This window comes from Bacillus sp. 0909A (assembly GCF_036765115.1).
Taxonomy (GTDB): Bacteria; Bacillota; Bacilli; order Bacillales; family Bacillaceae; genus Bacillus; species Bacillus mojavensis.
In genome coordinates, this window is record NZ_JBAIZU010000001.1 from 136,659 (window position 1) to 159,041 (window position 22,383).

Annotated in this window: 25 protein-coding genes; 20 read left to right on the plus strand and 5 right to left on the minus strand. The window is 44.3% G+C overall.

Annotation, left to right across the window (positions count from 1 at the left end; translation table 11 throughout):
- The first annotated feature begins 94 nt into the window (after positions 1-94).
- From V6D42_RS00730 to V6D42_RS00750, 5 genes are all read left to right on the plus strand, one after another.
- A complete protein-coding gene (locus V6D42_RS00730) occupies positions 95-1,240 on the plus strand; it encodes a cysteine desulfurase family protein (protein WP_333512092.1) in 1,146 nt (381 codons plus the stop codon).
- Between the two features lie 3 nt (positions 1,241-1,243).
- A complete protein-coding gene (gene thiI, locus V6D42_RS00735; RefSeq protein WP_010335307.1) occupies positions 1,244-2,449 on the plus strand; it encodes a tRNA uracil 4-sulfurtransferase ThiI in 1,206 nt (401 codons plus the stop codon).
- A 91-nt stretch (positions 2,450-2,540) separates the two neighbouring features.
- The gene (locus tag V6D42_RS00740) at positions 2,541-2,756 is read left to right on the plus strand and encodes an alpha/beta-type small acid-soluble spore protein (RefSeq protein WP_010335306.1); all 216 of its coding nucleotides are present in this window, start codon (positions 2,541-2,543) and stop codon (positions 2,754-2,756) included.
- A gap of 177 nt (positions 2,757-2,933) precedes the next feature.
- Positions 2,934-4,523, plus strand: a complete 1,590-nt coding sequence (gene mbcS / locus V6D42_RS00745; protein WP_333512093.1) for an acyl-CoA synthetase MbcS — start codon at positions 2,934-2,936, stop codon at positions 4,521-4,523.
- 19 nt (positions 4,524-4,542) lie between these two features.
- Positions 4,543-6,135 (plus strand): amidohydrolase, encoded by a 1,593-nt coding sequence (locus V6D42_RS00750; RefSeq protein WP_333512094.1) that lies wholly within the window; start codon positions 4,543-4,545, stop codon positions 6,133-6,135.
- A 35-nt stretch (positions 6,136-6,170) separates the two neighbouring features.
- Here the strand turns inward: V6D42_RS00750 and V6D42_RS00755 are convergent, their stop codons facing one another.
- Positions 6,171-6,974, minus strand: a complete 804-nt coding sequence (locus V6D42_RS00755) for an NAD kinase (RefSeq protein ID WP_333512095.1) — start codon at positions 6,972-6,974, stop codon at positions 6,171-6,173.
- Positions 6,975-7,158: 184 nt separating this feature from the next.
- Between V6D42_RS00755 and sppA the strand changes: the two genes are divergently transcribed.
- The 14 genes from sppA to V6D42_RS00825 all read left to right on the plus strand — a co-directional run bounded on the left by sppA (position 7,159) and on the right by V6D42_RS00825 (position 19,723).
- Entirely contained in the window at positions 7,159-8,166 is a 1,008-nt protein-coding gene (gene sppA, locus V6D42_RS00760; RefSeq protein WP_268472236.1) for a signal peptide peptidase SppA, read from the plus strand.
- 12 nt (positions 8,167-8,178) lie between these two features.
- The gene (locus V6D42_RS00765) at positions 8,179-8,673 is read left to right on the plus strand and encodes an RDD family protein (protein ID WP_333512096.1); all 495 of its coding nucleotides are present in this window, start codon (positions 8,179-8,181) and stop codon (positions 8,671-8,673) included.
- Positions 8,674-8,748: 75 nt separating this feature from the next.
- Positions 8,749-9,429: a DUF2953 domain-containing protein gene (locus V6D42_RS00770; RefSeq protein ID WP_333512097.1), complete on the plus strand. Its 681-nt coding sequence runs from the start codon at positions 8,749-8,751 to the stop codon at positions 9,427-9,429.
- A gap of 13 nt (positions 9,430-9,442) precedes the next feature.
- Positions 9,443-9,898 carry a GerW family sporulation protein gene (gene ytfJ, locus V6D42_RS00775; protein WP_168748516.1) on the plus strand — a complete coding sequence of 152 codons (456 nt, stop codon included), beginning with the start codon at positions 9,443-9,445 and terminating at the stop codon, positions 9,896-9,898.
- A gap of 109 nt (positions 9,899-10,007) precedes the next feature.
- Positions 10,008-10,511: a thiol peroxidase gene (tpx, locus tag V6D42_RS00780; RefSeq protein ID WP_229146499.1), complete on the plus strand. Its 504-nt coding sequence runs from the start codon at positions 10,008-10,010 to the stop codon at positions 10,509-10,511.
- A gap of 61 nt (positions 10,512-10,572) precedes the next feature.
- Positions 10,573-11,559, plus strand: a complete 987-nt coding sequence (locus V6D42_RS00785; protein ID WP_333512098.1) for a class I SAM-dependent methyltransferase — start codon at positions 10,573-10,575, stop codon at positions 11,557-11,559.
- Between the two features lie 345 nt (positions 11,560-11,904).
- Positions 11,905-13,092 carry an acetate kinase gene (locus V6D42_RS00790; protein ID WP_333512099.1) on the plus strand — a complete coding sequence of 396 codons (1,188 nt, stop codon included), beginning with the start codon at positions 11,905-11,907 and terminating at the stop codon, positions 13,090-13,092.
- A gap of 80 nt (positions 13,093-13,172) precedes the next feature.
- The gene (locus tag V6D42_RS00795; RefSeq protein ID WP_333512100.1) at positions 13,173-13,685 is read left to right on the plus strand and encodes a MogA/MoaB family molybdenum cofactor biosynthesis protein; all 513 of its coding nucleotides are present in this window, start codon (positions 13,173-13,175) and stop codon (positions 13,683-13,685) included.
- A 167-nt stretch (positions 13,686-13,852) separates the two neighbouring features.
- Entirely contained in the window at positions 13,853-15,064 is a 1,212-nt protein-coding gene (locus tag V6D42_RS00800; protein ID WP_333512101.1) for an argininosuccinate synthase, read from the plus strand.
- Entirely contained in the window at positions 15,061-16,446 is a 1,386-nt protein-coding gene (gene argH / locus V6D42_RS00805; RefSeq protein ID WP_333512102.1) for an argininosuccinate lyase, read from the plus strand. Before V6D42_RS00800 ends, argH begins: the two co-directional genes overlap by 4 nt.
- 64 nt (positions 16,447-16,510) lie before the next feature.
- Positions 16,511-16,642, plus strand: a complete 132-nt coding sequence (locus tag V6D42_RS00810; RefSeq protein WP_010335290.1) for a hypothetical protein — start codon at positions 16,511-16,513, stop codon at positions 16,640-16,642.
- Between the two features lie 129 nt (positions 16,643-16,771).
- Positions 16,772-17,539, plus strand: a complete 768-nt coding sequence (locus tag V6D42_RS00815; RefSeq protein ID WP_333512103.1) for an SDR family oxidoreductase — start codon at positions 16,772-16,774, stop codon at positions 17,537-17,539.
- Positions 17,540-17,602: 63 nt separating this feature from the next.
- On the plus strand, positions 17,603-18,286 hold the full coding sequence (locus V6D42_RS00820; RefSeq protein WP_105953403.1) for a metal-dependent hydrolase: 684 nt from the start codon (positions 17,603-17,605) through the stop codon (positions 18,284-18,286).
- A 117-nt stretch (positions 18,287-18,403) separates the two neighbouring features.
- Positions 18,404-19,723 (plus strand): CBS domain-containing protein, encoded by a 1,320-nt coding sequence (locus tag V6D42_RS00825; protein ID WP_010335287.1) that lies wholly within the window; start codon positions 18,404-18,406, stop codon positions 19,721-19,723.
- A gap of 19 nt (positions 19,724-19,742) precedes the next feature.
- Here V6D42_RS00825 and V6D42_RS00830 read toward each other — a convergent pair whose 3' ends face one another.
- Positions 19,743-20,045, minus strand: coding sequence for a YtpI family protein (locus tag V6D42_RS00830; RefSeq protein WP_010335286.1), 303 nt, complete (start codon positions 20,043-20,045; stop codon positions 19,743-19,745).
- A gap of 130 nt (positions 20,046-20,175) precedes the next feature.
- Between V6D42_RS00830 and nrnA the strand changes: the two genes are divergently transcribed.
- On the plus strand, positions 20,176-21,117 hold the full coding sequence (gene nrnA, locus V6D42_RS00835) for a bifunctional oligoribonuclease/PAP phosphatase NrnA (RefSeq protein WP_333512104.1): 942 nt from the start codon (positions 20,176-20,178) through the stop codon (positions 21,115-21,117).
- Between the two features lie 17 nt (positions 21,118-21,134).
- Here the strand turns inward: nrnA and V6D42_RS00840 are convergent, their stop codons facing one another.
- The 3 genes from V6D42_RS00840 to ytrH all read right to left on the minus strand — a co-directional run bounded on the left by V6D42_RS00840 (position 21,135) and on the right by ytrH (position 22,268).
- Positions 21,135-21,326: a hypothetical protein gene (locus tag V6D42_RS00840; RefSeq protein WP_010335284.1), complete on the minus strand. Its 192-nt coding sequence runs from the start codon at positions 21,324-21,326 to the stop codon at positions 21,135-21,137.
- A gap of 100 nt (positions 21,327-21,426) precedes the next feature.
- Positions 21,427-21,930 (minus strand): sporulation membrane protein YtrI, encoded by a 504-nt coding sequence (gene ytrI / locus V6D42_RS00845; protein ID WP_010335283.1) that lies wholly within the window; start codon positions 21,928-21,930, stop codon positions 21,427-21,429.
- Positions 21,927-22,268 carry a sporulation membrane protein YtrH gene (gene ytrH / locus V6D42_RS00850; protein ID WP_010335282.1) on the minus strand — a complete coding sequence of 114 codons (342 nt, stop codon included), beginning with the start codon at positions 22,266-22,268 and terminating at the stop codon, positions 21,927-21,929. Before ytrH ends, ytrI begins: the two co-directional genes overlap by 4 nt.
- Between the last annotated feature and the right edge of the window lie 115 nt (positions 22,269-22,383).

Genomic DNA, 22,383 nt, shown 5'->3' on the forward strand with positions numbered 1-22,383 from the left:
AGTCAATACTAGCTTTTTGTAATTTTCTATTAAATTTTGTTATGGTAACATAAATATCATACCTTGTACCGCTTTCATAAAGGAGTAAAAAAAGATGATATATTTAGATAATAGTTCAACGACCAAACCTTATCATGAAGTCTTGAACGTTTATGAACAGACTAGCAGCCGATATTTTGGCAATCCTTCATCTTTGCACCGATATGGAGCCGAAACAGAACAGCTGCTTCAGGCAGCCAAAAATCAAATAAAAAGAGCCTTGGGCCTAAAGAATTATGATATTGTATTTACGTCAGGTGCTACAGAAGCTAATAATGTGGCTTTAAAAGGAGCCGCTTTGTCAAAGATAAAAACAGGCAAACATATCATTGCCACTTCTATTGAACATCCGTCCGTTACTGAATCTTTGGAGCAGCTGACAGAGCTATTCGGGTTTGAAGTAACTTATCTTTCAGTAAATGAAGAAGGATTTGTTTCCATTAAGGAGCTGAAAGATGCGATTCGGCCGGATACCGTGCTTGTCAGCATGATGCATGTAAACAATGAAGTTGGCTCCGTGCAGCCCATTGAAGAGGCCGGGGAAGTGCTGAAGCAGTATCCGAACATTCTGTTTCACGTTGATTATGTGCAAGGCATCTTTAAAGTTCCCTTGGCGATCGAGAATGCCGGCATTGATCTTTGTTCAATATCCGGCCATAAATTCCACGGACTGAAGGGGACAGGTGCACTTTTTGTAAAGGAAGGAACGCGTCTTATTCCGCTGATAACAGGCGGCACTCAGCAAAAAGGCATACGTGCAGGAACCGAGCATACAGCAGGTGCGGTTTCACTGGCCAAAGCCATCAATCTTGCGTCTGATGATTATCATCATCACCTTGAAAGAATGGTGGCCGCAAAGGAATTGTTTATGAAAAAGCTGAGTGACTCAGACGGTGTTGTCTTAAATACTCCTCAAAGCAATAGCGCCCCGCATATCATTAATTTTTCTGTGCCGGGCATAAAAGCGGAGGTGCTTTTGCACATGCTGGAGGAAAAGGATATATTCGTTTCCACGACATCAGCCTGCTCGGCAAAGGAACATAAACCGAGCAAAGTCCTGTTACAGATGGGCAAGGGAGAGCAGATCGCCGGAAGCAGCATCAGAATCAGCTTAAACTACAGCCAGACAAGCGATGTGACAGAGCCATTTATGAACGCGCTTGTGCCTGGCATCAAAAAACTAAAAAAAATGATGAGGTAGAATATGAATTACGATCATATATTAATTCGTTTTGGGGAGATATCAACCAAAGGAAAAAACAGAAAAAGCTTTATTGAACGTTTAAAGCAAAACGTCAGGCTTGTCCTGAAAGACTATCCAACATTAAAATACTTTTCTAATCGGGATCGTATGACGATTACTTTAAATGGAGTGGACCCTGAGGCTCTTTTTCCTCACTTGAAACAAGTGTTTGGCATTCAAAGCTTCAGCCTGGCTATTAAGTGTGAGAGCCGTCTTGATGATATTAAGACAACTGCCCTGCAGGCGATCAAGGATCAATATCAGCCTGGAGATACATTTAAAGTCGCGACAAAGAGAGCGCATAAACAGTTTGAATTAGATACAAATGAAATGAACGCTGAAATCGGCGGCCATATTTTGCGAAATACAGAAGGGCTGACAGTTGATGTCCGCAATCCAGACATTCCGCTCAGAATTGAAATCAGGGAGGAAGCAACCTTTTTGACGATTCGCAATGAAAAAGGCGCCGGCGGTCTTCCGGTCGGTTCAGCGGGGAAAGCAATGCTGATGCTTTCCGGCGGCTTTGACAGCCCGGTAGCCGGTTTTTACGCTATGAAAAGAGGACTCTCAGTAGAAGCTGTCCATTTCTTCAGCCCGCCATACACAAGCGAACGTGCGAAACAAAAAGTGATGGACTTAGCGAAGTGTCTGTCTCGCTTCGGGGGAAGCATGACGCTTCATATCGTCCCGTTTACAAAGACGCAAGAGCTGATCCAAAAACAAATTCCTGAAAACTATACGATGACGGCAACCCGCCGCTTAATGCTACAAATTGCCGACAGAATCAGAGAAAAAAGAAACGGGCTCGCGATTATTACGGGGGAAAGCCTCGGGCAGGTAGCGAGCCAGACGCTTGAAAGCATGTACGCGATTAATGCGGTAACGTCTACACCGATTCTGCGTCCGTTAATCGCCATGGATAAAACAGAAATCATCGAGAAATCACGAGAAATCGGCACATACGAAACAAGCATCCAGCCATTTGAAGATTGCTGCACGATCTTTACGCCGCCAAGCCCGAAAACACGCCCGAAAAAAGAAAAAATCGAACACTTTGAGAGCTTTGTGGATTTTGAACCGTTGATTCAAGAGGCGGTTGATCACATTGAAACGATGACATTATATAGCGAACAAGAAGCAAACGATAAATTCGCAGAACTCTTTTAACTAAGAGCCGGCTCTGTATACAATTACCAAAGATTTTCTGTATGAAGCCATGTGTTTTGACACATTCTATACTCACAAGGAGGTGAGACACATGGCACAAAACAGTCAAAACGGTAACAGCAGTAACCAACTCCTAGTACCAGGAGCTGCTCAAGCCATCGACCAAATGAAATTAGAAATCGCTTCTGAATTCGGTGTAAACCTTGGAGCAGAAACAACTTCTCGCGCTAACGGTTCTGTTGGAGGAGAGATCACAAAACGTCTTGTATCTTTTGCTCAACAAAACATGGGCGGAGGACAATTCTAATTGACAATTTCACATAATGGCTTAAGAGTGGGGCTTTTCCCCACTCTTTTTCGTTTTTTTATAAAAAAGGACCAGCGGCCTATAAAAACCTATGTTTATAGAGCTTGTTTTTAGGCATATCCTTACGGAAACGGCATGTATTTATGTATAATGGGTGGAGAAAGTGAGGAGTTGTTCGTGTTGAAACGAGAAGATTTAATTGCCCCAATGGAATACAATTTAGTTAATGAAATCGAAAAGTTCAGTGCAACTGGACAAAAAACCGCCCTATTATGGGAGGATGAATCAGGCAAACAAAACGCATGGTCGTATGAAAAGCTTATGGAAGAAACAAATAAAATCGGTGCGGCTCTGGCGGATCTTGGATTTAAAAAAGGAGACAAGCTGATTGTAATGGTGCCGCGTGTGCTCGAAGCCTATGCCGTTTATCTGGCTATCCTGAAATCGGGGATGGTCGTGATTCCTTGTTCAGAAATGCTTCGCGCGAAAGATCTTGAGTATCGGATTGAACACGCTGAGGTAAAAGGTGCAATCGTGTATTCAGAATTTATTGGCGCTTTTCGTGATGTCAGTACTGCAGACCGCCTGATTAAGCTGTCTATTGGCGAAAATGATGCCGGATGGAAAAATCTATTAACGATTGATGCGGATGGAAGGCGTTTTCAAACTGCTGATACAACAAGAGAAGATATGGCGTTCTTGTCTTATACTTCCGGAACAACGGGACAGCCGAAAGGTGTTGTACATACACATGGATGGGCATTTGCTCATTTAAAAACATCAGCCGGCGCTTGGCTTGATATTTCTGAACAGGATACCGTATGGGCGACTGCTGCGCCAGGCTGGCAAAAATGGGTGTGGAGTCCGTTGTTGGCGGTACTCGGAAGCGGAGCAACAGGTTTTGTGTATCAAGGCAGATTCAAAGCCGAAAAATATTTAGAACTTTTAAACCGCTACAAAATCAATGTCTTCTGCTGTACGCCGACGGAATACCGCTTAATGGCGAAGGTTGAAGGCTTGGACCGCTATGATCTTTCTGCCCTTCACAGTGCCGTTTCCGCAGGCGAGCCGCTCAACCGTGAAGTCATTGATGTTTTTCAAAAGCACTTCGGCATTAAGGTGCGGGACGGATACGGCCAAACAGAAAGCACGCTTTTAGTCGGTGTCTTAAAGGATATGGATATTAAACCGGGAAGCATGGGAAAACCGACACCGGGAAATCAAGTGGAGATCATCAATGAAGACGGTGAAATCTGCAAAACGGGTGAGGTTGGCGATATCGCCGTTCACCTCAGCACTCCGGCGCTCTTTAAAGAATATTTTAAAGATCCGGAAAGAATGAAAACACAAATTCGCGGCGATTATTTCCTAACAGGAGACAGAGCAAGAAAAGATGAGGATGGTTACTTCTGGTTTGAAAGCCGAAATGACGATATCATTATCAGCTCTGGCTACACGATCGGGCCATTCGAAGTGGAGGACGCGCTCGTGAAGCACCCTGAAGTCAAAGAATGTGCTGTCGTCGCAAGCCCGGATGAAATCAGGGGCTCCATCGTTAAAGCATACGTTGTTCTGCAAGATCACGGAAAACAGAGTGATGAGCTTGTCAAAGTTCTGCAAAATCATGTGAAGACCATAACTGCTCCATACAAATATCCAAGAGAGATTGAATTTGTGGAAAGCCTGCCGAAAACGGCTTCTGCAAAAATCAGACGAGTGGAATTAAGAAAACGTGAAGAACAGCTCAAAGCCAATAAAAAGGCGTAAAGAAAGAGAGTGAACGTGAATGAAGGCGATATGGCACGGCGGTTTCATTTATACGATGCTCGAAGAAGGCCACCAAACGGAGGCTGTTTATGTAGAGGATGGTGTCATTAAAGGCACCGGCAGCTATGAGAGTCTGAAGAATAAATACAGTTCACCGGAAACACAAGACATCAGTTTGAATGGAGCAGTCATGTTTCCGGGGTTTGTGGACAGCCATTTGCATCTGATCGGGCACGGAGAAAAACAGCTCCAGCTTGATTTATCTTCTTATACATCTAAAGAAGCTGTGCTGCAGGCTGCGAAGGCAAGAGAAGAGAGCTTGTCTGAAGACGATTGGCTCATTGGAGAGGGCTGGAATGAAAATCAATTCGAGAAGCCGGCTTATTTGACAAAGCATGACCTTGATCTTTTATTCCCAGACAGGCCCGTCTTGCTCAAGCGGGTATGCAGGCATGCAATAGCGGTTAATTCTGCGGCGCTGCAAGCCGCAGGGATTTCAAAAGCCACTCCTGATCCCGATGGCGGCGTGATTGAAAGAGATGCAGACGGCGAGCCGACGGGGCTTCTGTTTGATAAGGCACAGGATCTGATCCTGCAAGCCGTTCCGCCTGTATCTCAGCACTATGTTGATCAGGCGCTTACAGCGGCCATTCAGGATTGTTGGACAAAAGGCCTGACAGGCGGCCATTCGGAAGATTTGTCCTATTACGGCGATGTGTCCGTTCCGATGAAAGCTTATGAGACGGCCGCGGCAAGCGGGAAGTATCCGTTTCGCTGTCATTTGCTCGTTCATCATGAAGCGGTTGATCGGTGGGAGCAAATGAAGAAGCCGTCTGGCCCGTACGTTGAATTCGGTGCCATGAAAATATTTTCTGATGGAGCGCTTGGCGGGAGAACAGCTTTGTTAAAAGAGCCGTATCATGACGATCCTTCCACAAACGGTGTTCAAGTTCATGATGATGAAACACTCAGCCGCCTCGTTCAAAAAGCGAGAGAGAAAGGAATGGAGGTTGCCGTTCATGCCATCGGCGACCTTGCCTTTGAAAAAGTGCTGCAGGCTGTCGAGCAGCATCCGCCAAAAAGTGGCCGGCATGATCGTCTGATTCATGCTCAGGTGCTGAATGATGAGTTGATTGAAAAAGCAGCAAGGATGCCGATCGCTCTTGATCTTCAGCCTCATTTCGTCGCCAGTGATTTTCCGTGGGTGATTGACCGTCTTGGAGAAGCCCGGATGAAAACAGCCTTCGCTTGGAAAACACTGATCTCTAAAGGCATTTTATGTGCGGGGGGTTCTGATGCTCCGATTGAGCCTGTTGAGCCGCTTCTCGGCATTCAGTCTGCGGTGCTCCGGACAAGCAGCCGCGAACAAAACGGCCCGACCTATAACAAAAGCGAGTGTTTAACAGTATATGAAGCTATCAGGCTTTATACAGCAGGAAGTGCTGAGATCATATACAAAGAGCAGACACGGGGGAAAATAGCAGAAGGGTATGACGCGGATTTTACCATTCTCAGCGAAGATCCGTTTACAACTGACCCGAAACAGCTTCACCTTTTAAAGATAGAAAAAACCGTTATCAACGGTCAGATTGTATATGAGAATCACCAATAAAAAAGGACAGGGGAATAGCCTGTCCTTTTCATTTTCTATAAAAATGTCCGTTTTACTTTCTCCCAAAAAGAATTGTCCTTTAGTTTCACTGTTTTTATTTTTTTATCAGACAGCTTGATTTCAATCGTTTTCACGTTTCTTGTGCTGAGTGCTTCATTGTCCAAACCGATAATCGGGTGTTCATTTCCGGCTTGCACCACACGAAGCGTCAGCTTTCGCTCAGAGCTGAGGACAAACGGAGAGCCTAGAGTGCGGTAGGTATTATTGTTCAGTGAAGCAAGCTCCGTCACCTGCATGCAGGGAAGCAGCGGATCAACGACGGCTCCGGCCACAGACTTATTATAAGCTGTGCTGCCTGTAGGCGTGGAAATAATCATTCCGTCTCCTCTGAATGTTTCGAAGTGCAGATCGTCAATCAGCACATCCATCACAAAGGTTTTAATAATGCTCGATCGAATGGAAACTTCGTTTAAACAATGAAAAGGACTGGTGTGATCCACTGTCACTTCAATCAGCGGGTATTTTCTGACCTCAATTTGCTCAAATGTCATCATATCCACCATTTTTTCATGCTCATCACTGTTAAAATCACAGTATAAATGAGCTTTCCCCTTTTTGGTGATGCCAACGTATAAGCAGTCGTCACGGAAATTCGTCTTTCTGACCGCCTGCAAAAATGTACCGTCTCCGCCTACACTGGCAATAATATTGGCGTCAGAAGGCTGATTGACAACAGTAAATCCGTTCTCTTCAGCCAATTGTGTTAAGGAACTGACTTGTTTGTTTGTTTCCTGGTCCTGTTTGTGAAAAAAATAAACATTACGGCGATGATCGGTCATATCCCATTTCCCCTTTGCTGTCATATTTAAGTTTTTCTGCCATCCAGTATTTGTGATAAAATACCTTTGGTCATAAGTGTACCATGTTTGCCGGCAGCCCGTTAAGCCGGAGCTTTCTCATTAATGAAACATTTTCTCATTTCAATCGTATAATGAGAGAGTTTGGGGAAAAGGAGGAGAAAAAATGAATGCAAAAAGATGGATCGCATTAGTGATCGCCCTTGGAATTTTTGGCGTGTCCATCATCGTCAGTATCTCAATGAGTTTCTTTGAAAGTGTTAAGGGTGCTCAAACAGACCTTACGTCACTGACAGATGAATCCCAGGAAGTGACGCTTGAAAACGGAAGCCTTTCCAGCAAAATCGCTGTTTTGGAGGTCAGCGGCACCATTCAGGATAATGGTGATTCAAGCAGTCTGCTCGGTTCAGAAGGGTATAACCATCGAACATTCTTGAAAAACCTTGAGCAGGCAAAAGAGGATGATGCGGTTAAAGGGATCGTACTCAAGGTAAACTCTCCGGGAGGCGGAGTGTATGAAAGTGCCGAAATACATAAAAAACTGGAAGAAGTAAAAAAAGAAACAAAAAAACCAATCTATGTGTCAATGGGATCGATGGCAGCTTCCGGCGGGTATTATATCTCAACAGCTGCGGATAAAATTTTTGCGACACCGGAAACCCTGACAGGATCTCTTGGGGTTATCATGGAAAGCGTGAATTACTCAAAGCTGGCTGATAAGCTCGGCATCTCTTTTGAGACCATTAAAAGCGGGGCTCACAAGGATATTATGTCTCCTTCCCGTGAGATGACAAAAGAAGAAAAAAATATCATGCAATCTATGGTTGATAACTCTTATGAAGGCTTTGTCGATGTCATTTCAGAAGGCCGCGGCCTATCGAAAACACAGGTAAAGAAAATCGCGGACGGACGCGTGTATGACGGGCGGCAGGCGAAAAAACTGAACCTTGTGGATGAACTTGGATTTTATGATGATACAATTGCGGCCATGAAGAAGGACCATAAAAACTTGAAAAACGCTTCTGTCGTCTCTTACGAGGAAAGCTTCGGATTAGGCTCTCTGTTTTCCATGGGAGCGAACAAGATGTTTAAAAGTGAAATTGATTTTCTGAATATGAGAGAAGTTCTTTCACAATCCGGTTCGCCGAGAATGATGTATCTCTATGCGAAGTAGGAGGGATCAATAATGGATGCGACATATGAAGAGTTAGAGCGCAGCGACATTGCAGGCCCGGATCAAACGGAACAGCTCACACACGCATATGCGGGCTTTTGGGTCCGTTTTTGGGCTTTCCTGCTTGATTGGCTCGTTGTGTGGGGGTTAAACCATTTAATCGTTTCTCCCATCTTTACTTTACTGGATCTGCCGAAAACGTCCGGCGTGTTTACCATCTCAGCCTACAGTATCACAACGCTTTTCGTTTATCTGGCATATTTTGCGCTGATGACCAAATACTTCAGGCAAACGCTCGGAAAAATGGTGTTCGGCCTCAAAGTAATTTCTGTCAAGCAGGGCCATAAGCTGACATGGAGCACTGTGATTTTCCGTGAAGTGGTCGGGCGGTATATTGATAAAATTTGGATTTTATATATCGTCATCGCTTTTTCCCCTAAAAAACAGGGGATTCATGATTATATTGCTGATACAACTGTGGTGCACGAAAAATTATATCGTAAATAACAGATAAACCCGGACCCCGTCCGGGTTTATTTTTTGCTGAATGGGCGATAATGCTTCCTAGAGGAAGTGAAGAATATGGTATATGTGCTGTCAGCCATTCTTATTCTTATAGGTATCGTGCTGCTTCTCAGAATGAAAATTTATGTTGCCGCGGAGTATCTTCATGCTGATGATAATGACAAAATGACCTTGAAAATTACTGCGCTGTTTGGCCTGGTTCGGATTAAAAAAACAATTCCGGCGATTAAGGTGAACAAAGATGACGGAACAGTCGATATCAGACAGAACACAAAATCGAAAGTGAAAAAAAGCAGCAGTAAGAAAAAAATCACGTTTGATGATGTGCAGCAGAGCATCAATAAAATTGAAATGTTTCTGCATCATGTCACTAAGTTAAGGAAAATCAGCGCTTCTTTTATGGCGCATTTGCATATCACAAAACTCGAATGGATCACAGTCGTCGGGATTCATGACGCCGCGGTGACAGGTGTGTTAACAGGTGCCGTATGGGGAGTCAAAGGCGGTATCGCAGCTATGCTTCATGACCATTTAGACTTTGTGAATAAGCCTGTTTATGACGTGATTCCATCGTTTCAAGTCCCTGTTTCCAAGACCCATTTTCAGTGTATATTCTTTTTTCGCTTTGGACATGCTATGCTTGCAGCTTTCAAATTCGTTAAGTACGGACGGGAGCTTTCTGTATTAAAGAAGAATCCGTCAGCTCGAATGACTTCAAAGAAAGATTCATCAGTTTAAGGAGGAAGCGTATATGGCAGACCATCCCATCCAAGGTTTAATGAAAACAGCAATGGAAAACTTGAAGGAAATGATTGATGTTAACACGATCATCGGAGATCCGGTTGAAACACCGGATGGAAGCGTGATTTTAACCGTTTCTAAAGTTGGATTCGGATTCGCCGCAGGCGGCAGTGAGTTTGGCGGCAAACCGGCTGTGAAAAAATCGGAAGACGATGAAACAAGAGAGCAGAAATTACCCTTCGGAGGCGGAAGCGGAGGCGGTGTGTCCATTACGCCGATCGCGTTTTTAATTGTCGGTTCGACTGGCATCAGAATGCTTCATTTAGATGAAAATACTCATTTGATTGAGAAAATTCTAGACGCAGCCCCTCAAACACTGGAGCGCATACAGCAAATGTTTAAGAAAAATAACAAGAATCAAAACCAAGGCCAAAATCAAAACCAAATGAACAATATGAATTACTAAAGAAGGGTTAACTGCGGCGGCCGCAGTTAACTTTTTTTTGGCATAAACTTTGCAGTTTGCAAGAAACTTTACTATGATAGAGACATACATACAAAAGGGAGGAATTATTATGGCTGAAATTACATTCAAAGGCGGTCCGGTTACGCTTGTCGGACAAGAAGTGAAAGTAGGAGATCAAGCCCCTGATTTCACAGTGCTGACTAACAGCCTTGAAGAAAAATCGTTAGCTGACATGAAAGGAAAAGTAACGATTATTTCTGTTATCCCTTCAATTGACACAGGCGTTTGCGATGCGCAAACCCGCCGCTTTAACGAAGAGGCTGCAAAGCTTGGGGAAGTCAATGTTTATACAATCAGTGCAGACCTTCCATTTGCACAGGCGCGCTGGTGCGGAGCAAACGGAATTGACAAAGTGGAAACTCTGTCAGACCACAAAGACATGTCATTTGGCGAAGCGTTCGGTGTATATATAAAAGAACTTCGTCTGCTTGCGCGTTCCGTATTTGTGCTTGATGAGAACGGAAAAGTCGTTTACGCTGAATATGTAAGCGAAGCAACGAACCACCCGAATTATGAAGAGCCGATTGAGGCTGCCAAGGCATTATTGAAGTAAGCAGGTGAAAAAAGCTCCAGGCTGCCGCCGGAGCTTTTTTCATGGCAAGGAGGAACACATTATGCAAAACGATCATGTAGGTGCGGTATACGAGCTGCTGGATGATGCGGCGATTATCATAAAAAATGAATTGCAGATTTCATATATAGAAGCGCTTGCCGAAGCGGGAGAGATGTATTTTCTTCAAAAAACGGATCAGCTGAAGCTGCCGAATGAGAAGGCTGAAAAGCTTAAAGCACAGCTTGAAAAAGCCAAATTTGACACATATGAGCACGAGTGGGTGCGAAAAGCATTCCAGCTTGCCGTCTTAAAGGGATTAAAGGATATATCCCATCCAAACAGACAAATGACGCCGGACACAATCGGACTTTTTATCAGTTACTTGGTAAATAAGTTTATGGCAGGGAAAAAGGATGTAACACTTCTTGATCCGGCTGTCGGAACGGGAAATCTTCTGTTCACCGTGTTAAACCAGCTGTCAGAGAATACGGCGAAAAGCTATGGCGTAGAGATAGATGACGTGCTTTTGAAAATTGCCTATGACCAGGCGAACCTTCTGAAAAAAGAGCTGGAACTATTCCATCAGGACAGCCTCGAGCCGCTGTTTATCGATCCGGTTGACACAGTGATATGCGATCTGCCGGTTGGCTATTATCCGAATGACGAGGGGGCAAAAGCCTTTGAACTGAAAGCGGATGAAGGCCATTCCTTCGCTCATCATTTGTTTATTGAGCAAAGCGTCAAGCATACAAAACCCGGCGGCTACCTGTTCTTTATGATCCCGAATCATTTGTTTGAAAGCTCTCAAAGCGACAAGCTGAAGCAGTTTTTCAAGGACAAGGTTCATATTAATGCACTATTGCAGCTGCCAAAATCAATGTTTAAAGACGAAGCCCATGCCAAAAGTATTCTTGTGCTTCAGAAAACAGGTGAAGACACAAAAGCGCCGAACCAAATTCTGTTTGCAAATCTGCCGTCCTTCTCCAATCAGAAGGCGATGCTCGACATGATGGCACAAATAGATGCGTGGTTTACAAAGGAAAAATAGAAAAATGAAAACAGTTTGAGCTCCGTCATATGAGGAAGCTTAAGCTGTTTTTTTGTATGAACATCAAAGGAAAGATAGACGAATTGATTAAGGGTTCAACACACAAAATACAAAAGGAGAAACTGCAGGATGAAAGCGTTAATCAATGTTTAGCGCATAGGTAATGTGTCTGAAAATAACGACTTCTTTTTGTAAGCGTTATCAATACGCAAGTTGACTTGAAAAGCCGACATGACAATGTTTAAATGGAAAAGTCAGATATTTTTCGGGAGAAATTGATGATTTCACCGGGAAAAAAGTACGAAAAACGAAGATGTTGATACAGAGTAAAAAGGAGCGTCAATCATGTCCAAAATTATTGCAATTAACGCAGGAAGCTCGTCTTTGAAATTTCAGCTTTTCGAAATGCCTTCAGAAAAAGTTTTAACGAAGGGCTTAGTTGAACGAATCGGTATCGCCGACAGTGTGTTCACAATTTCTGTAAACGGCGAAAAAAATACAGAAGTAACTGATATACCTGATCATGCGGTAGCGGTTAAAATGCTGCTGAATAAGCTGACAGAATTCGGCATTATCAAAAATTTAAATGAAATTGACGGAATTGGACACCGCGTGGTACACGGCGGAGAAAAATTCAGCGATTCCGTTTTATTAACGGACGAAACCATTCAGGAGATCGAAGATATTTCTGAATTGGCGCCGCTGCACAACCCGGCAAATATCGTCGGAATTAAAGCCTTCAAAGAAGTGCTTCCAAATGTTCCTGCGGTTGCTGTTTTTGATACGGCATTCCACCAAACAATGCCTGAGCAGTCTTACCTGTACAGCCTGCCATATGAATACTATGAAAAATTCGGTATCCGTAAATACGGCTTCCATGGCACATCACATAAATATGTGACGGAGCGTGCGGCAGAGCTTCTCGGCCGTCCGTTAAAAGATTTACGCCTGATTTCTTGCCACCTTGGCAACGGTGCAAGTATTGCGGCTGTTGAAGGCGGAAAATCAATTGATACATCTATGGGCTTCACGCCGCTTGCGGGTGTGGCAATGGGTACACGCTCTGGAAACATCGACCCTGCCCTGATCCCATACATTATGGAGAAAACGGGCCAAACCGCTGACGAAGTACTGAATACATTAAACAAAAAAAGCGGACTGCTTGGCATCTCCGGTTTCTCAAGCGATCTTCGTGACATCGTTGAAGCAACGAAACAAGGAAATGAGCGCGCGGAAACTGCGCTTGAAGTCTTCGCGAGCCGAATCCACAAATACATCGGTTCTTACGCTGCCAGAATGAGCGGTGTTGATGCGATCATCTTTACTGCCGGTATCGGTGAAAACAGCGTAGAAGTCAGAGAACGCGTTCTTCGCGGTCTGGAATTTATGGGCGTATACTGGGATCCTGCGCTTAATAACGTACGCGGTGAGGAAGCGTTCATCAGCTACCCTCATTCTCCAGTAAAAGTTATGATCATTCCGACTGATGAAGAAGTCATGATTGCACGCGACGTTGTTCGTTTAGCTAAATAATGCAAAAAAGCACATTCTCTTGAATGTGCTTTTTTGTTGAAGCATGATAAAGGTAGACAAATATACAAAGAGGTGAGCCAATGAGTGTTCAAGAGCATAAACAAGAGGCACCCGATATTGTCCGGTGCAAAGTGATTACTGTCAGTGATACGAGAACGGAAGAAACGGATAAAAGCGGCAGGCTGATGATCTCATTTTTAGAAGAAGCCGGCCATCAGATTGCTGCATATGAAATTGTAAAAGACGAAAAGGATGCCCTGCAGCGGTCTGTCTTAGCGGGATGCATGGATGATCAGACGGACGCGGTTCTCTTAAACGGAGGGACAGGCATAGCAATTCGGGACGTCACCATTGAAGCCATTACGCCGCTGTTTTCGAAAGAGCTGCCCGGCTTTGGAGAAATATTCAGGATGCTCAGTTATACAGAAGACATCGGCTCCAGTGCAATCATGTCGAGAGCCACAGCCGGCGTTATCCAACATACAGCCGTTTTTTCAACGCCAGGCTCCAGCGGTGCGGTAAAGCTGGCAATGAATAAGCTGATTATTCCGGAGCTCGCCCATGTGGTCAGAGAAATCAGAAAAGACAAGTAAATGAATAAATACTACGAAACTTCACCTGAAAAATGGGTGAAGTTTTTTTAATAAAAGGCTTGAAAAAAAGGAGCTTACTTGTTAAAGTGTATACATACAAAATGTATTTTTATTAAATATAATTTATTTTTATACAAAAGAAACAGGGTTGAGAGGAGATTTTTATGATGGCAGAACAGAAAAAAGTCGTATTAGCATACTCAGGGGGTCTCGATACTTCCGTCGCGATAAAATGGCTTCAAGAGCAAGGGTATAATGTTATCGCCTGCTGCCTGGACGTCGGCGAAGGCAAGGATTTGGCGTTTGTTCAGCAAAAAGCGCTGGAAGTCGGCGCAACAAATTCTTACGTAATCGATGCAAAAGAAGAATTCGCCCAGGATTACGCGCTGTTATCTTTGCAGGCTCACACGATGTATGAAGGAAAATATCCGCTCGTGTCCGCATTGTCTCGTCCGCTTATTGCAAAAAAATTAGTCGAGATCGCAGAAAAAGAAGAGGCACAGGCGATTGCGCACGGATGCACAGGAAAAGGAAATGACCAGGTGCGTTTTGAGGTATCAATTAAATCTTTGAATCCTGACCTTGAAGTCATCGCCCCAGTTCGGGAATGGCAATGGTCTCGTGAAGAAGAAATCGAATATGCGGCAAGCCGCGGCATTCCGATTCCGATCAATCTTGACAGCCCGTATTCCATTGACCAAAATCTTTGGGGACGCGCAAATGAGTGCGGCATTTTAGAAGATCCGTGGGCCGCTCCGCCAGAAGGAGCATATGACCTTACAGCGCCGCTGGAAAAAACACCGGATACACCGGAAATCATTGAAATCGCATTTGAACAAGGTGTGCCTGTATCCATCGACGGCGTCTCTTACTCCCTTTCTGAATTAATTTTAAAACTGAACGAAATTGCAGGCGCGCATGGTGTCGGACGTATCGATCACGTGGAAAACCGCCTTGTCGGCATTAAATCCCGTGAAGTATACGAATGCCCGGGTGCGATAACACTTATCAAAGCGCACAAGGAACTGGAAGATTTGACATTAGTGAAAGAGGTCGCGCACTTTAAACCGGCCATCGAACAAAAGCTGTCAGAAATCATTTACAACGGCTTATGGTTCTCGCCTTTAAAAGACGCGCTGCACGCTTTCTTAAAAGAAACGCAAAAACACGTTACAGGCATCGTTCGCGTGAAGCTGTTTAAAGGCCATGCCATTGTAGAGGGGCGTAAATCAGAATACTCTCTATATGATGAAAAGCTTGCAACATATACAAAAGACGATGCGTTTGATCACCATGCGGCAATCGGATTTATCGAGCTTTGGGGACTTCCGACAAAAGTGAACAGCATCGTGAAAAAGAAGGAGCAGATTAAAGCATGAAGAAGCTTTGGGGAGGCCGATTCCAAAAAACACCTGAAAAATGGGTCGACGAATTCGGCGCGTCCATATCATTTGACCAACATTTAGTCACTGAAGACATTACAGGGTCTCTCGCACATGCTGCCATGCTGAAAAAATGCGGTATCCTGACAGAAGAAGAAGAGTTGAAAATCCGTGAGGGACTGAAAACCCTTTTGCAAAAAGCAGAAGACGGGTCATTAGAGTTCTCAGTTGATTATGAAGATATTCATTTAAACATTGAGAAAATGCTCATTGACGAAATCGGCCCTCTCGGCGGCAAGCTGCATACCGGAAGAAGCCGGAATGACCAGGTGGCAACTGACATGCATTTGTACCTGAAAAACCATGTCCCTCACATTATCGAGCTGATAGAGGCATTCCAAGGCGCGCTCATTGATAAAGCAGAAGCAAATGTTGAAACCATTCTGCCGGGCTACACTCATCTTCAGCGCGCCCAGCCGATTTCATTCGCTCACCATCTGCTTGCGTATTTCTGGATGCTGGAGCGCGACAAGGAACGTTTTCAGGATTCAATGAAGCGGATCAACAAATCTCCGCTCGGCTGCGGAGCGCTCGCGGGTACCACCTTCCCGATCGATCGTGAGTATTCAGCAGAGCTGCTCGGCTTTGATTCCATTTATGAGAACAGCCTCGACGGCGTCAGCGACAGAGATTTCATTTTGGAATTTTTAAGCAACAGCAGCATGCTGATGATGCACCTTTCCCGTTTCTCTGAAGAAATCATTCTGTGGTGCTCCCAGGAGTTTAAATTCATCGAGCTAGACGATACGTACGCAACAGGAAGCAGCATGATGCCGCAGAAGAAAAACCCGGATATGGCTGAGCTGATTCGGGGCAAAACCGGGCGCGTATACGGTGACATGATGGGGCTCTTTACGATCATGAAAGGCCTTCCGCTCGCTTATAACAAAGACCTGCAGGAAGACAAAGAAGGCATGTTTGACACGGTGAAAACGGTTGAAGGCAGCCTGCAAATCTTCACAGGTATGATTCAAACAATGACTGTTAACAAAGACGTCATGAAGCAAGCGACAAAACAAGACTTTTCAAATGCGACAGAACTGGCTGATTATTTAGCGAAGAAAGGAATGCCATTCAGAGAAGCGCATGAAGTGGTCGGAAAGCTTGTGTACACATGCATCGAAAAAGGAATCTATTTAAGTGACATGCCGTTTGACGATTTTCAGAAGGCGAGCGATCTCTTCGAGGATGATATATACACTGTTTTGGACCCTTATCATGCGGTCGAGAAAAGAATGAGCGCAGGAGGCACGGGCTTCAAACAAGTAGAGCAGGCACTTGTAAAAGCGAAAGCTTGCGTGGCAGCCGGAGTTTGTTAAAATTTCCTTTATAAAATCCCGTCATAACAGCCAACCTACCTCTATAATGATGGGAGGCAGAAGGATGAAAAAAGAACCGGAACGCTATATTTATGATGAACAAGAAAGTCAGGAGACAACAAGGCTCATTTCCGAAGCATATCAAAGCGGTTATGTGGATATCCCGGATCAAGAGCCTTCATCTTCTGCGGAATAAGCTGTCTGTTAAAGACAGCTTTTTTTTGTATGGCAAAGTGTAAAAAGTGATATTGACGGCCTTTTATAGTAAAGTAGAAGAAGAAACACTTTATTGAAAAGCGGCGACGTTGCCTTGGGAGGTATTGATGTGCGACATGCTTTAATTACTGCCGGTTCGAAGGGATTAGGCCGCAAAGTGACTGAAACATTGCTTGCAAAGGGGTATTCAGTAACAGTGAATTACAGGCAGGATGAAGAGGCTGTCAGCCGCCTGAAGGAAGCCTGTCCTGATTATCTTGACCGGCTGCAATTTGTAAAAGGTGATGTCACCAAAAAAGAGGATTTGATGCGCATAGCAGACGCTGCCTTGGACCGTTTCGGGAGAATCGACTTTTTGATTAACAACGCGGGGCCATACATATTTGAACGAAAAAAGTTAGCTGATTATACCGATGACGAATGGTACGGTATGCTGGAAGGGAATTTAAGCGCTGTCTTTCATTTATTCAAAGCAGTTATTCCGGTCATGAGAAAACAGCAATTCGGGCGTATCATCACGTACGGATTTCAAGGCGCGGCACACGCACCGGGCTGGCTTCACCGCTCCGCTTTCGGCGCCGCAAAAGTGGGATTGGCTTCTTTAACAAAAACAATTGCGATCGAAGAAGCTGAATCGGGCATAACCGCTAATATGGTTTGCCCGGGCGACATTGTCGGCGACATGAAGGAAGCGTCAATAGAGGAAGCCAGACAGCGTATCGGCAAAGAAAAAACGCCGATAGGAAGATCCGGCACTGGTGAAGATATTGCCAGAATCATTGCCTTTTTGTGCGAAGAGAACTCAGACCTGGTGACAGGCACTGTGATTGAAGCAACCGGGGGCCTCAATGTCATTAACAAGAATCAATCCACATAAGTTTTTCAGCATCTTAAAAAGGGAAAATGAAATCACCAAATACAAAGTGACGAGGTGAAGGAAATGAAAGTAACGTATCACGGACATTCTGTAGTTGCAGTAGAAACGAATGATCATCATATTTTATTTGACCCGTTTTTGACAGGAAATTCGTTAACCGATTTAAAGCCTGAGGATGCAAAAGCGGACGCTATCTTATTGACTCACGGCCACAATGACCACGTGGGCGACACTGAGCAAATCGCAAAGCAAAATAACGCACTGGTTGTGGCACCGAATGAGCTGGCTGTATATTTGGGATGGAAAGGGTTAAATGTTCACCCCATGCACATCGGCGGCTCCCATCAGTTTGATTTTGGGAAAGTGAAGCTTACACAGGCCTTTCATGGATCTGCCATCACTGACGAAGAAAATAAAACGATCACCTACACAGGCATGCCATCCGGTATTCTGCTGACTGTTGAGGGCAAAACGATCTTCCACGCCGGCGATACGGCTCTTTTCTCTGACATGAAGCTGATCGGGGAACTGAACCATATTGATCTTGCCTTTTTGCCGATTGGCGACAACTTTACGATGGGGCCTGAAGACGCCAAGCTAGCTGCAGAATGGCTGCGGGCAAAACAAGTTGTACCGGTTCATTACAATACATTCCCGGTCATCGAGCAAGACCCGGAAGCATTTGCAGACAGCCTGCCGGGCGGAGTCGGAAAAGTCATGGCCGTCGGTGAAACGATTGAGCTTTAAACGCTGAAAGCATCTCCTGAAAATCAGGAGATGCTTTTTATTTTCCTGCCTCATTGCGAATCAATCATCCGAGCCCTTATAATAAAAGCAGAAGACTGTCCCTTAGAGGTGAAAGGTTTGGCAACTAAGCATGAACAAATTTTAACATATATTGATTCGCTGCCTGTCGGTGAAAAGATCTCTGTGCGGAGAATCGCAAAGGAAATGAAAGTAAGCGAAGGCACGGCGTACAGAGCGATCAAGGAAGCAGAGAATAAAGGCTTTGTCAGTACGATTGAACGTGTCGGAACAATCAGAATTGAACAAAAGAAAAAAGAAAATATCGAAAAGCTTACATATGCAGAGGTTGTAAATGTCATAGACGGACAAGTGCTTGGAGGCCGGGCGGGGCTCCATAAGACATTGAATAAATTTGTCATAGGCGCAATGGAGCTGGACGCGATGATGCGGTACACGGCAGCCGGGAATCTTTTGATTGTCGGAAATCGAATCAATGCACACAGACAGGCACTTGAGGCAGGCGCCGCTGTACTTGTAACGGGCGGATTTAACACAGATGACAGCATCGTGCAGCTGGCAGATGAGCTTGAGCTGCCGATTTTATCCACGAGCTATGATACCTTTACAGTCGCCGCTATGATTAACCGGGCGATTTATGACCAGCTGATCAAAAAAGAAATCGTTCTGGTGGAGGACATTTTAACGCCCGCTGACCGTACGATATATCTTTCACCTAAGGATAAACTTGAAAAATGGTACGAGAAAAATTTTGAAACGGGCCATGGGCGGTTCCCGGTTGTCGACGAACAAATGAAAATCCACGGGATCTTGACTTCGAAAGATATCGCAGGTCACGACCGGAATGCACCCATTGAAAAAGTCATGACAAAAAATCCGGTTACGGTTATTGGAAAAACGTCTGTCGCCTCAGCGGCGCAAATGATGGTATGGGAAGGGATCGAAGTGCTCCCCGTCACTGACGGACACCAAAAGCTGATTGGCATGATCAGCCGCCAAGACGTGCTGAAAGCTCTTCAAATGATTCAAAAGCAGCCTCAAGTCGGGGAAAAGCTTGATGATATCGTCTCAAGAGGGTTTAAAGATGAGGATGATGATAAACAGGATCAGACGGTTTATCAGTATGAAGTAACACCGCAAATGACAAATCAGCTGGGGACGATTTCTTATGGCGTGTTTACGACCATTTTGACGCAAGCGGCCAATCGGTTTTTGCGCTCGAAAAAACGCGGCGAACTAGTGATAGAAAGCATCACCATTTTCTTTTTGAAGCCTGTGCAGATGGAGTCGGTCATCGAAGTCAAGCCGCGCATTTTAGAGGCTGGAAGAAAGTTCGGAAAAATGGAAGTTGAAGTGCACAGCCAAGGCCATATCGTGTCTAAAGCAATGCTGATGGTTCAGCTGATGGAAAGAAGCTAAGGGACGTCTCAGGCGCCCCTTACGCGTGATCTCTTTCAGCTTCTTTGGCGTGAAGGGGATTGTAATGGCTGTAGGCTTTATAACCTGCCCATGCGCTTCCGGCTCCGATGACGATAAAGATCCCGCCGATTACTAACGTTAAAACTGAATGGAATAATATCATTTGATTGAGTCCGTAAAACAGCACCAGCGATCCTAATGCCATGCTGGATTTTGCTGAAAAGATTTCTTTTTCCAAAGATTGCTTTGTCCGTACGCCTTTTACTTTATAGTACACATAAAAGCAGGCTGAAAGCCCAATCAAAAAAACAAGAACCAGCATAAATGAAATCCTCCATCGTAAAAGTTTACAAACCCATTCTATACAAAAACGGGCTTGGTTTTGACGTTATTTTTCTTTTCCGTCGGCAGAGAATGTGATTTAATGAAAAAAAACAATAAAGGAGTATCAAATGAAAACAGAATTGATCAGAACCATATCATTATATGACACGATTATCTTACATAGACATGTGCGCCCTGACCCGGATGCCTACGGATCTCAGTGCGGACTTACGGAAATCCTGCGTGAAACGTATCCAGAAAAAAATATTTTTGCGGTCGGCACGCCAGAACCGTCCCTTTCTTTCTTATATACCCTCGATGAGGTGGACGATGAAACATATAAAGGCGCCCTTGTGATCGTCTGCGATACGGCAAATCAGGAAAGAGTCGACGATCAGCGTTATTTATCAGGCGCCAAACTAATGAAAATCGACCACCATCCGAACGAAGATCCTTACGGTGATCTTCTGTGGGTCGATACGAATGCCAGCTCAGTAAGTGAAATGATTTACGAGCTGTATTTAGAAGGAAAAGAGCACGGCTGGAAACTGAATACAAAAGCCGCAGAGCTGATCTATGCCGGCATTGTCGGTGATACCGGACGCTTCTTATTTCCTAACACAACGGAAAAAACATTAAAATATGCAGGTGAACTCATTAAGTATCCGTTCTCTTCTTCAGAGCTGTTTAATCAATTGTATGAAACAAAACTGAATGTGGTGAAGCTTAACGGCTATATCTTTCAAAATGTGTCTTTGTCTGAAAATGGCGCTGCTTCTGTTTTTATCAAAAAGGACACTCTGGAAATGTTCAACACAACGGCTTCTGAAGCGTCGCAGCTTGTCGGAACGCTTGGAAATATCTCAGGCATTCGCGCATGGGTGTTTTTCGTAGAAGAAGACGATCAAATCAGAGTCAGATTCCGTTCAAAGGGGCCTGTCATTAACGGACTCGCCCGGAAATATAACGGCGGAGGGCATCCTCTGGCTTCAGGCGCCTCCATTTACAGCTGGGATGAAGCGGAACAGATTTTAACTGATCTTGAGACGTTATGTAAAGAACACAAGTAGAGGGGAGACCCTCTCTCTTAGTGTTCATCTGTGACGGGGATGAACCAGCAGCCGAACTCAGTAAGGTCCTCGTAGACTTGGAGATTATGAGATTGAAGTTCTTTTTTGATGAGGGAAGCGAGTGAGTTTGTTTCGGCATATGCAGAAAAACCTTGTCTGAGTCGGGCTGCTTGATCTTTTGCTAATTGACGGTCACTGTAAACCTCCATTTCCCTTCCTCCTCCTTTCGCTATTAAGCCTCATTTATAGTTTATAAAAAAGAATGGGAAAAAGCGACAGGAGTTTGAAAAATTTAAGAAATTTCCATATTTACGTCGCGAATGATATTTCGATTTCTACCGAAAGCCTTGTGTAAATAATTAATTCCTTGACAGCTGCCTCATATTTTTTTTCATTGATTGTATAGACTTTATTTTCAATTGTCCGTTTTAAAAGCTCCTTCGTTTTATAGACGCTTTCTATATCCTTTGTTATGACCTCTGAAATATCATCCTTCACATGCTCCTCGAATTTTGTTTTATCCGGCTGCGAGATTTTGTATTTTTCTCCATTTAGTAATTTCACATCGACGCTTTGAATAAGCAGTTTTCTTTTATTGTCTTCATTTAGTTTGTGGAGGTCTTCCTGATAGATAGAAATTTGGTTGTTCAAGTCTTTGACATGCTCTTTTTGTTTTTCGATGAGGGAAACCTGCTCCTCTTGGAATGTTCCGTATGTAAACAGGAAAAAAAACCAGCTGATCACGGCTCCGCACATCATACCAGCAAAAAAACGCTGCCATCCCGGTTTTTTGTAATGCTGCGGCACCCTCATGAAGAAATATGCTCCTGCGTCAGCCATGAAATAATAAGCCAGCCGCTTTGCGCCCCGCCCATGGCCGAGATAATGAGAAGAATTTGCTTGAATAAATCTCTCGTATTGCCTTCAAGAATACCCCGTTCAAAGCTGTATACCGCATCAAATGTACCTCCGATAGCGGCGACCAGGGCCCAAATTTTTAATCTGTTCGCAAGCTTTGAAATAACCGTAAGCGGGGCTTCGCCTGCCAAATATGCTCCAAGGCCTCCGATGAGTGCGCCTCCGATCAGCACCCCTAATGCAATAAAATAACTGTTGATGAAATTTACCATAAAGCCAGCTTCCTGATCCATCTTAATCACCTCACCTTTTATATCATATTGTGCTTTCGGGACAAGTATGATGAGGACACGAAAAAGAACATTTGTTTCTTTTGAAAACCCGACTTATAATGAAGAAAGAAATGGA